Below are 10,619 nucleotides of genomic sequence, written 5' to 3' on the forward strand. Positions count from 1 at the left end.
AAGCTCATTAATAACTAACAAATACGACAGGTATCTATATCGGAAGACACTCGCCGTCTTGAAGACTCACAGCCCATACCCGCCGGCAAAGCCAATGCCCTTCCCGGCGATGCCTCCGATCTGACCGGCGATTCCCCCGATCCCGCCGATTTGACCGCCAATGCCGCCGATCCCGCCAATGCCGCCCAAGAGGCTGTTGCCGGAGAGCCCGAGGCCGCTGATGCTGCCGGAGAGACTGAGGCCGCTGATGCTGCCGGAAAAGCTCTGGCTGCTTTGGCCGCTCAGACCGGTCATTTGCATGTATTGCCACGTCTGCGTGCCGCCGATCTGGGGTTGGCTTCGCACCCCCGGCAGGTTGATTTGCGTTTGAGTGCCGCTGAAACTTTGACTGCCGCTGAAACTTTGACTGCCACTGAAGGTTTGGCCGCTGAAACTCTGACTGCCACTGAAGGTTTGGCCGCTGTTATTGGTGCCGGTGTTCGTGCCGGTATTTGTGCCGGTGTTCGTGCCCGTGTTCGAGGTGCCTTTGAAGATGTTTTGGTTATAGCCCTGCCCGAGTTTCGGCGGGTTGGAAACCCCCGGCCGGCTGCCGCCGGGGAAGAACGGTCGAACTTGGGCTGACGTCTCGACCGGGAAGGGAATCAACGAAATGACTCCCAGGACCAGAGCCGTCAGGCCCAGGCCATGCGTGAGGGAAATGCGCATGAAATCAGTGTCCTTCAACAGATGGGATGCGGCGTGAATCCGGAACCTCGCCCACCAAGACAAGCCCCGCCAGCCGCGAAATCCCCTGACGCAAACGCCTTGCCACACGCCGTGCCATTGCCCGCGATTGATTCAATTTGCCCCGCAAAAACAAGGGTTTCAAGGCAACAAAACGCATCGGCGAATGTTGATTTGTTCGGCGATTTTCGGCAAAGGCGAACACTCATGAGAAATGAGATGTTGATGAGTGGAAAAACGGAAAAATTGATTGTTCGCCCACGGGTGTTCGAGACCGCCCGACGGGCGCGGATTCACCTTGCGATTTCGATACATGGCCGTGTTTCAAAATCACCCGACCAAGGAGCGGGCCGCCCGTCAACCTTCGGCGTATTGACGCGGCCCCCGGTTGGTCGTGAAATGGGAAGCTCTCTCCCCGAACGGGGCGAATCGATTCAATCGTCTGGCTCGCGGGGCGCATGACATGAGTGATTATCCGGAACAGGTTCAACGGTTGCAGTCGGCGATTCAAGGGCTGGCGGGCGTCCGGGATGTGGAGTTTGACATTCACAGCCTGGAGGGTCTCGGCGAGAAGGAACTGTCCCTGCCGGGGGAGATTGCCGACCTGCCTCATCTGGCGCTTCGGCGCACCAAAGGGGGCCAAAAACACGAATTTCTCGTGGCGGCCGAGATCTGGTTTCTCCAGAATCAAGAGGGCTGGGTTGCCTTGGAATTTCTGGCGTGGTGGGTGCGTGATTTGTCGCGGGGCGGGCACCATGTCCAGATGCGCCCGCTGGCCCTCCCGCCGGTGGCCTACGGGACACAACTCGGCCGGACCCTCAAGTTTGTGATCGAGTTTTTCTTTGTCAACCGAAACAAAAGCGAAGAGCCGATTTTGGAGAAGCTCGGCGAACTGGCCGAATCGCTCGAAGAAAACAAGGTTGATTACGCCAAGGCGCTCAAGCATCCCACGCAGGCCGACTACCCGGATGTCGAATCCCTTCGGCGGTCAGCCGAGAACGAAGATTCGGCCGCCCAACTGGAACTGGCCCGCCGTCTCGAACAGGGCGAGGGAATCGAGCAGGACGAGGCCGAGGCTTACCGCTGGACCAAGAAGGCCGCGAAACACGGCCACCCGGACGCGAAACTCGGGCTGGGGCTGTGCTACTCCAACGGCACCGGCGTGAAGGCCAGTCACCGGAAGGCGTTCGAGTGTTATCAGGAGTCGGCCGAGATGGGGCATCCCCTCGCGATGGGCATGCTCGGGTATAGTTACGAAAACGGCCGGGGCGTCGGTCCGGATCTGGCCAAAGCCGCCGAATGGTATCGTCAGGGCGCCGAGGCCGGCGAGGCAAGCTGTCAGGCCGAATTCGGCGAATGCTGCGAACAGGGCAAGGGGGTTCCCCAAGATTTGGAGGAAGCCCTCAACTGGTATCGGCAGGCGCTGGAGCAGGGTTTTGAGGACGTCGTCCCGGCGATTGAACGAGTGGAAGCCGCGATGCGATCGGAAGCCGCCGCTCGGCCGACCCGCAAGAAGAAGCCGGGCGGCAAATAAATAAGAAGAGGGGATTGCCGTGAGCATGGCGTTGTTGCCTCCGATGATTGTTCCCGTTGACGGCCCGGTGGTCTTTCTGGCCGGCCCGATCAAGGGGGCGCCCGACTGGCAGGCCGAGGCAACCCAATGGTTCGCGGACTCCGCGCCGGGCATCACGGTCGCCTCGCCCCGCCGACCACGCTTGCCGGGGGAGTTCGACTACGCCGGGCAGGTCGATTGGGAAACACACTTCTTGCGCCGGGCGGCGGACAACGGCGTCATCCTGTTTTGGCTGGCCCGCGAAGTGGTGAGCATCCCCGGCCGGGCCTACGCGCAAACCACCCGGTTTGAACTGGCCGAGTGGAAGGTGCGGCACGAACGCGACGGCGTCCGGTTGGTCGTCGGCATCGAAGACGGCTTCACCGGCGAACGCTACATTCGCCACTGTTTCGCCCAAGATTGCCCCCGCGTCCCGCTGGTCACCACTCTCCCGGAAGCCTGCGCCGCGGCAACAATGCTGGCGGGCCTTCCTTCCGGGGCATTCCTGCTATTGCCGGGTGGCGAACCCAAGACTGATTGAAACCCGGCTTCCGGCCAAAGGGATGAATCACCACCATGAAAACTCAGATCGTCAAGCGGGCCTATCTGCTCACGCTTTTGTTCGCATCCGGGGTGGCGATTTTGGCATGGGCGCAAGACCCGCCCGGCCTCAAGCCGGTGGCGAAAGAGGCCGCCCCGGTCTCCGTGGAAAGCTTCAATTCGGGGAATGTGATTGGCTATCTGGGGGCGCCCCTTGGAACCATCGTCCGGGTGACCGGCATCACTGTCGATGGCAAAACCTTGTTGATAAAAGGGGCGGAAGGAAAGACGTTTCTTCGTGTGGAGACAGTGAATGGCAAAGCGTTGAAGAAGCCGGTGGATTTTGAATTTCTGAGGGTCGCCAAGGAAGTGTCAAAACCCAAGCCTGACGAGCGCTTCGATTACTACGTTCACGAGTACGGCGAATTCGACGGGAATGTGGATATGCCAGAGGAATTGATCAACGAACCGAAGAAGCCGGGAAATATGTCCGGGAACGTGATCGGCATCGCGGCCCCCGGCTTTCACTATCAACACCGTGTCACCGTCCATCAGTCCCAACCGGTCAAGAAGTGACATCCCGCAGGGGCGGCAGGCCGGCCAGTTGTCGGCCGTAATCGACACATCGGCGGCTGAGCCAGTCGAAGGCGGCCTCTCGCGTGGCGAAACGGAACCCGGATGGCGGCGGCTCGAAAATCGCCGGGATCACATAGGGGTTGTCTTCAAAGTGATCGGACGGGAAAAATGTGTAGTGGCCGAAGGTGGCGTCCCGGCAGGGGTGCCTTTTTGTCAGCGTCACTCGGGCGATCGGGTGTTTGGCGAACAGGGTGGCCGCGTGCGTCATGAACGCGGCAGAGGGGAGAATGATCTCGGAAACGAATCCGCGGATGAACCAATAATTCCACTCGTCAAGACCAACATTAAAGTCGATCCGCGTGATGTCCCCTTCATACCATCCGACATATTTGGCTTCCCGCCATTCAATCCATTTGACGTGGTTGGCGTATCTCAATAATTCCCGCTCTCGGGCGAGCAACCCATAGATGGGTCCGTGTTTGGTGTCGTCCAAGGGGTTGAAGGGAATCCGGGCGAGAGTCACCCGCTGAATCTGCAAGCGGATGAATTCGGCCCGTTCGTCGTCTCCATGTTTCTCAATCCAATCCGCGAGAATCAACCGAGGGGCGTCGTCATGCGGATACGCCCGCACGGTTTCGAGCAGGGCCAGATACTCCGGGTGCGAATGATATTCGGGGGGCATCGCGGTCACTCGGAACTCGGGGGGCTGATTCCGTCGCCAAGGTCTTTCAAATCGGTCCGGTGCAACATCAATGTGCCATAGAGGGCGACGGCCAACGGCAGGTTATTCTCCAATCCGGGAGGCGGCCCAAACACTTCATACCAGCGCCGGGCCGGCCAATGTTGATGTTGATAAGCGGCCAGCGCTTTTCGGCCTTGGCGTGATAATCGCGATTGAGTGAGCGAGACGGCCGAGACAAGAAAAAACGAATAGAGAAACAGGAGGCTCCCCGGAAAGAAGGCAACATACAGCGGCAGCATTCTGGCGAAATCGTCGTCTGTCATGTCGAGGATCAATTCGCCCGCAATCAGGCCGACGCTAAAAAAAGCCATCGAACAGAGAAATTGAAGGACCGCATAGACGCCGAGGGCGATCCGGCGAGACATGGGAACCACCAGCCCCCGGGTTTCGAGATATTCAAAATGCGATCGATAATCCGAGGCGACCAGTTGGCCGATTTTGTAAAGCGGGGTGTGATCGGAGGCGAACCGGAGATCCTTTTCCAGCATCCGCACAATCGCCGGGGCGTCTTCGGGCAATGGCCGCAGCGGGATCAGTCGTTGCGTCTTGGCGACATACCCGGCGTGGCCGTTCGACACATACCACACGGCCGCCATCTCGAAAACCCGTTGGGGACCATCGGCCAGAAACGCCAGTTCGGCCCCGTCCAACACGGGAAGCTCATCCTCCGGCGATTGATTGAAACGCCCGGCCCGCAGGCGACGGCGAACCGCCCGCAACATGACGATCCAGCCGGCATCAATCACGACCACCGACAACAGATAGAGGATGGCGGCCATGTGTGCTTTGTCTGATGAGTATTGTTTGGAAGTCTCAAAAGTTGCTTGGGCGGCTGTGTTTGTTATAGGGTGAAAACCAATCCGTCCGGCATCCTCTCCTGCGAGTTTTGATGTTGCGTTTTTTTGGCTTTCGCAGAGATATCTTGGTATTGGCGAGCCGAGCAGCGTGAGCTGCCGGGTGGCTTCTGGTAGCCGAGTCGCCTCCCCTTTACTCAGCCGGACTCAGACCCGTGGCTGAAGCGCCTTCCCTGCCGGAAGCCACCCGGCAGCTCACGCTGCTCGGCTCGCCAATACCAAGAACACCATCGAAAACCCAAGCCCCAGCAAATCGCAACTTCAAAACTCACGTCTCAGTCTCGGACAATTCGCCGAAACTCGCTGGCTCTCCTCTCTTTCGACCGTTCGCGTTTGTTCATCTTCCAACAGTCCGTCCGGATATTGCATACAGTGAAGGATGGGTGATCCGGTCTCTCCCGTCGGCCTGTTTGTTTGCTTCCGCATCTTTTGCAAATCGAAGACACAAAAACCGAGGGTGATGTGAATCTCAGTGTGTTTGACCTGTTCAAAATCGGCATTGGTCCGTCGAGTTCGCACACCGTCGGGCCGATGCTGGCGGCCTTTCGGTTTGCGTCCGGTCTTCGGGATCAATCGTTGCTTCCGGGCATCGGCCGTATCGTCACCGATCTGTATGGCTCGCTCGCCCTCACTGGCCGGGGACACGCCACGGACAAGGCGGTGCTGCTCGGGCTTTCCGGGGAACGACCGGATGCCGTCGATCCCGACACGGCGGACGCCTTGGTCGAACTGATCCGGGGAACCGCCAAGTTGCGCGTTGGCGGGAGCCAAGTCATCCCGTTCAGCGAACCGGACGACCTGTTGTTTCACGAAACCGAGTTCCTTCCCTTCCACCCGAACGGCGTGCGGTTCACTGCTTTTTCGCCCGCCGGGGAGGTGATCGCGCAAGAGACGTACTATTCCGTCGGCGGCGGGTTCGTGGTGAAGGAAGGCGAGGGGACGGCCGCCGGGGAAGAGCTTCGGGTGCCGCACGAGTTTACATCCGCGAGGGAACTGCTGGAAATCGGCCGGCGCACCGGGCTGGCCATTGCCGATATCGTTGCCGCGAACGAACTGACCTGGCGGCCAGCCCACGAAACAGACGCCGGGCTTGATCGCATCTGGGCGGTGATGTCACAGTGCATAGAACGGGGCATGGTCACCGGCGGGGTGTTGCCGGGGGGATTGGGTGTCAAACGGCGCGCCCCTGATTTGCACGCCAAATTGACAGCGGCGGGGCCGGTCGATCCGCTGAGCGTATTTGACTGGGTGAGCCTGTTCGCGCTGGCCGTCAACGAGGAAAATGCCGCCGGGGGAAAGGTTGTCACCGCCCCCACGAACGGGGCGGCCGGCGTCATCCCGGCAGTTCTCGGCTACTACTATCGCTTCCTTCCTGGAGCCACGCCGCAAGGGGGCCGAACCTTCCTGCGGACGGCGGCGGCGGTCGGCATGTTGTACAAGCGAAACGCCTCCCTCTCGGCGGCCGAGGTCGGCTGTCAAGGAGAAGTCGGCGTAGCCTGTAGCATGGCCGCCGCCGGCCTCGCGGCCGTGATGGGGGGAACCAACGCCCAGATTGAGAACGCCGCCGAGATCGGCATGGAACACAACCTCGGCCTGACCTGTGACCCTGTCGGCGGGCTGGTTCAGGTGCCGTGCATCGAGCGAAACACGATGGGGGCGATCAAGGCCATCAACGCCGCCCGCCTCGCCGTCCTCCACGGCGACGGCACCCACCGCATCTCCCTCGACCACGTCATCGAAACCATGCGCCGAACCGGCGCGGACATGCAGGTGAAATACAAAGAAACCTCGCTGGGGGGATTGGCCGTCAACCGGGTCGAATGCTGAGGGTGCGGAAAGGGAAACTCACCTTCCGGCCTCTCGCCGAAGTTTTGAAGTTGCGTTTTTGGGGTTTTCCAGTGTGTTCTTGGTCTTGGCGAGCCGAGCAGCGTAAGCTGCCGGGTGGCTTCCGGCAGAGAAGGCGCCTCAGCCACGGGTTTCGGTCAGGCTGATTAAAAGGGAAGCCCGCGCCCGCCGGGAGCCACCCGGCAGCTTACGCTGCTCGGCTCGCCAAGACCAAGAACACACTGGAAAATCCCAAAAACGCAATTTCAAAACCTGAAAGAAAGAGAAGCGAGTTGGCATTGATGTTTTTCCGAGCCTGAAGAGCCAGCGAGGGCCACGCTTGAGCCAGGGAATCGCGTGACACGATGATTTCCACCCCCTTGGTCCCCTCTCTTTCAGGGAAGGCATCCGTGGGGTGAAGTTGCCTTCGATTCCTCATCCCCCGTCCATAAAACAACCCCCGAGATATCTGAACGAAAGGAGTCCGTGGCATGTGGCAGTTTCGATGGATGATTGCGGTGGCCGGCGTGGTGTTGCTCGCGGGGACGAGCCTTTGCCAGACGGGGGCGGCCCCCTTGGGAAGCCCGACCAACAAGACGGTGGAGCATGTCCGACGGGATGAGGAAACCTTGCGAAAGCTCGGGGGCGATTCCATCGACGCCGGGCTGAACAAATACGGCGAACTTGGCTACGAATTGATGCTCGTCACCAGTATTCAGGAAACCGGGGCCGCCGGGTTTCACTATCTGAAACGGCAACCGTGGACGGCCGCGACGCCACGGCCGGTGTTCGAGTACAAACGGCTGGACTCCGGGCAGATTGAAAAGCTTGGCGGGGATAATTTCGACGCCGGCCTCGCCTCGCTTGAGAAGGAAAACTGGGAACTCGTCGCCCTGACCACCAACATCAAAGGTGGCGCCGGCTTCCATTACTTCAAGCGGACGAAAAAATGATCCCCACCACGGCCGACGCCCTCGCGATCTGGCACGCCGGTGTGGAGGCGGTGCGGCCGGAGGTGTTGCTTCCCGGCTTTCTTCAAGGGGATGCCGACTTCCGCGAGAGCCTCGGCCGGGCGAAGCGGATTCTCGTGGTCGGCGGCGGCAAGGCCGGGGCGGCGATGGCGGCGGCGTTTGAAAACGCCCTGCCGGAATTTCATTCCAAAATCACCGGCCTGGTCAACGTTCCCGCCGACGCGGTTCGGCCGCTCCAACGCATCATCACTCACCCCGGCCGACCGGGCGGGAGCAATCACCCAACCATTGAGGGGGTGGCGGGCGCCGAGCGGATGCTGGAACTGCTTCGCGGCGCCGGGCCGGACGACGTGGCCGTCTGCCTCATCTCCGGCGGCGGCTCGGCCCTCTTGCCCGCCCCGGATGGCGTGACTCTCGCGGACAAACAGACCGTCACCAAGTTGCTGCACGGCTGCGGCGCGACCATCAACGAGATGAATTGCGTCCGCAAACATCTCTCCCGCATCAAAGGAGGCCGGCTGGCCCAGGCATTCGCGGGCCGACGGTTGTTCAGCCTCATCATTTCCGATGTCGTCGGCGACCCGCTCGATGTGATCGCCAGCGGGCCGACGGCCGTTGACCCATCAACATTTGCTGATGCGTTATTCGTCATCGGCAAATACGGGCTGACGGAGAAGACTCCCGCCGCCGTGATCGACCATCTGCGGGCCGGGGCGGCGGGCGAAATTCCCGAGACGTTGAAGACGCTCCCGGCCAATGTGCGCAACGTGTTGTTGGGCAACAGCGCCGTGGCATTAAACGCGGCCCAAAAAGAAGCGGAACGCCGGAATTACAGCACGTTCAGTGCCGGTGAGGTGGAGGGGGATACCCGAGAAGTGGCCGGGCAGCTTGCCAACACACTGGGAGTCTTTCAGGTTCTCGCCGAACGAAATTCAAAATTGCCGCCGGACATGCAGGCTCATTCCCCCCCTCATTGCCTACTCATCGGCGGCGAAACAACCGTCAACCTTGGCCCCAATCCCGGCAAAGGGGGGCGTAATCAAGAATTTGTGCTGGCGATGCTGCACGCCCTCGGCGACGATGGCATGAGGAACTTTGTGGTTCTCAGCGGCGGCACCGACGGCGAAGACGGCCCGACCGACGCCGCCGGGGCGGTGGCCGATGCGAGCACGCTCGCGGAGCTTCGCCGCCTGAAGATCGACCTTGGCGAAGCCTTGAACCGGCACTCGGCTTACGATGTTTTCGACCGCGTCAACGCCTTGATGAAAACGGGCCTGACCAACACCAACGTGATGGACCTCCGGGTGATTCTCGTGGGCAACGATTAAATTCTTTCCACAGACGGGGCGGCACATGGCCCAAGGATTTGTCGAGGCGATGCTGGTGTTTCTGGCTTTTCTGCTGGTGTTCTTCATCGTCAGCCACATCGTCCTCGTGCTGTTCCTGCTCACGATGCACCGCACGTTGAAACTAATCCGGCCGCAATACCGGAGCATGCCGCCCGGCTGTGTCTGGCTCTGCCTTATCCCTTATCTCCGCGTCTTCCCGGCCATCTGGATGGTTCACGCGACCTCCGCATCCTTGCGGCGTCAATTTGAAGCCCTCGGCCAATCCGAACAGGGCGACGCCTATGCCTCGGTGAGCGGTATCGTCTGGGTGTATGGTTTTGGCGTCTCGCTGGTGATCGAACTGCTCGGCTACGCATTTGATTCCTCGGAATTGATGGGGGTCACCCTGTTGCCCCTGATGGTCAGTTTCATTGCCTGGATTGTGTATTGGGCGCAAATCGCCGTATATAAGGGCCGGCTCAAGCGCCATTTGACCGCGAGCTATTCGGATGACGAACTGGACTACGGCGATGACATCGGCCGGCGAGACCCGGAAGAGGACGACTCTTATCGTCCCCGGCGCTGACAGCCGCCGGTTTCCCTGATGGTCGGCGCAAGGAACAGCCATGATTTCCAACGACCTCTTGCTTTTCATCATCGTGTTCTTGCTGGTTTTGTGTCTCCTCTGGCATGGCGTGCTGTCGTTGTTCCTGTTCTCGGTTTATCGCACGATGAGGATGGTCCGGCCGGAACATCGGAACATGGCCCCCGGTCTCGTCTGGCTCTGCCTGATCCCGCTGGCGGGGGTGATCGCGGGCATTTGGATGGTTCACTCGGTGGCCTCGTCGCTCCGGAAGCAATTCAAGGCTCTGGGAGAAGCCGACCCCAACGATTCCTACGGCTTGTGGCCCGGCCTGATCTGCCTCTACGGCCTCATCATTTCGACCGGCCTCCGGATGGCCGACGGCATGCTGGACGGTGAAGTATTCACCAAAATGCCAAGCACATTGTTGCGAGGCATCAGTTTCGTGGCGTGGATTGTCTACTGGGTGAAAATCAACGAATGCCGCCTCCGGCTTCAACGCCACTTCACAACACCGGTCCTATCGCCGGAGGAATTCGATTACGCCGACGATATGCGGAAACGGGAATCTGACCGGAATGGCGAAACATAATCATTCAATAAGATCGCCAACACATAAAAGGAAAATCTAGAACTCTGAAAGCTGGCTTCCGTAATCCTATGTAGTTTTATCAAATCAAGATTTTTATTGATTTGACCATTGTGGATGCGCAGAGTTTTTCTCTTGGAGAATTCAAATGCGATTCTATCGCTATGCAAATATCAAACAATCATCCACGTCGCACATAACGAGCGTTGTGTTCTCCATTGACGGATCATTTGTGGCAGCTGGAGGAGATCAAGTTGCACTGTGGGACACGGCAAATGGAGAAAAACGCTCTAAGTGACTATCCGGAAAGTGGCATTGCATGCAAGCCATTGTCCAT

General features: G+C 59.7%; 11 protein-coding genes. 8 read left to right on the forward strand and 3 right to left on the reverse strand.

The genetic code is table 11. The features are described 5' to 3' along the window. Positions 1-66 precede the first annotated feature (66 nt). Positions 67-705, reverse strand: coding sequence for a hypothetical protein (locus BGIM_RS0110695; RefSeq protein WP_020469775.1), 639 nt, complete (start codon positions 703-705; stop codon positions 67-69). A 481-nt stretch (positions 706-1,186) separates the two neighbouring features. Between BGIM_RS0110695 and BGIM_RS57285 the strand changes: the two genes are divergently transcribed. The 3 genes from BGIM_RS57285 to BGIM_RS0110715 are packed head-to-tail and all read left to right on the forward strand — an operon-like array spanning position 1,187 to position 3,391. Continuing rightward, complete coding sequence (locus BGIM_RS57285; protein WP_157368870.1) at positions 1,187-2,257, forward strand: tetratricopeptide repeat protein; 1,071 nt, start codon at positions 1,187-1,189, stop codon at positions 2,255-2,257. A gap of 25 nt (positions 2,258-2,282) precedes the next feature. Continuing rightward, complete coding sequence (locus tag BGIM_RS0110710) at positions 2,283-2,816, forward strand: nucleoside 2-deoxyribosyltransferase domain-containing protein (protein ID WP_020469778.1); 534 nt, start codon at positions 2,283-2,285, stop codon at positions 2,814-2,816. A gap of 35 nt (positions 2,817-2,851) precedes the next feature. After that, positions 2,852-3,391, forward strand: coding sequence for a hypothetical protein (locus tag BGIM_RS0110715; RefSeq protein ID WP_020469779.1), 540 nt, complete (start codon positions 2,852-2,854; stop codon positions 3,389-3,391). Here BGIM_RS0110715 and BGIM_RS0110720 read toward each other — a convergent pair. Then, complete coding sequence (locus tag BGIM_RS0110720; protein WP_020469780.1) at positions 3,381-4,073, reverse strand: TIGR02996 domain-containing protein; 693 nt, start codon at positions 4,071-4,073, stop codon at positions 3,381-3,383. The genes BGIM_RS0110715 and BGIM_RS0110720 overlap by 11 nt on opposite strands. A gap of 5 nt (positions 4,074-4,078) precedes the next feature. Beyond that, a complete protein-coding gene (locus BGIM_RS0110725) occupies positions 4,079-4,912 on the reverse strand; it encodes a TIGR04222 domain-containing membrane protein (RefSeq protein ID WP_020469781.1) in 834 nt (277 codons plus the stop codon). A gap of 537 nt (positions 4,913-5,449) precedes the next feature. Here BGIM_RS0110725 and BGIM_RS0110730 point away from each other — a divergent pair. From BGIM_RS0110730 to BGIM_RS0110755, 5 genes are all read left to right on the forward strand, one after another. After that, a complete protein-coding gene (locus BGIM_RS0110730) occupies positions 5,450-6,814 on the forward strand; it encodes an L-serine ammonia-lyase (protein ID WP_029629928.1) in 1,365 nt (454 codons plus the stop codon). Between the two features lie 488 nt (positions 6,815-7,302). After that, on the forward strand, positions 7,303-7,764 hold the full coding sequence (locus BGIM_RS0110740; protein ID WP_020469784.1) for a hypothetical protein: 462 nt from the start codon (positions 7,303-7,305) through the stop codon (positions 7,762-7,764). Beyond that, positions 7,761-9,110, forward strand: coding sequence for a glycerate kinase type-2 family protein (locus BGIM_RS0110745; protein ID WP_020469785.1), 1,350 nt, complete (start codon positions 7,761-7,763; stop codon positions 9,108-9,110). The genes BGIM_RS0110740 and BGIM_RS0110745 overlap by 4 nt, the downstream gene beginning before the upstream one ends. Before the next feature lie 25 nt (positions 9,111-9,135). Further along, positions 9,136-9,696: a hypothetical protein gene (locus tag BGIM_RS0110750; protein WP_020469786.1), complete on the forward strand. Its 561-nt coding sequence runs from the start codon at positions 9,136-9,138 to the stop codon at positions 9,694-9,696. Between the two features lie 40 nt (positions 9,697-9,736). Next, a complete protein-coding gene (locus BGIM_RS0110755; RefSeq protein WP_020469787.1) occupies positions 9,737-10,285 on the forward strand; it encodes a hypothetical protein in 549 nt (182 codons plus the stop codon). Positions 10,286-10,619: the final 334 nt, after the last annotated feature.

It is taken from the genome of Zavarzinella formosa DSM 19928, assembly GCF_000255705.1.
Lineage (GTDB): Bacteria > Planctomycetota > Planctomycetia > Gemmatales > Gemmataceae > Zavarzinella > Zavarzinella formosa.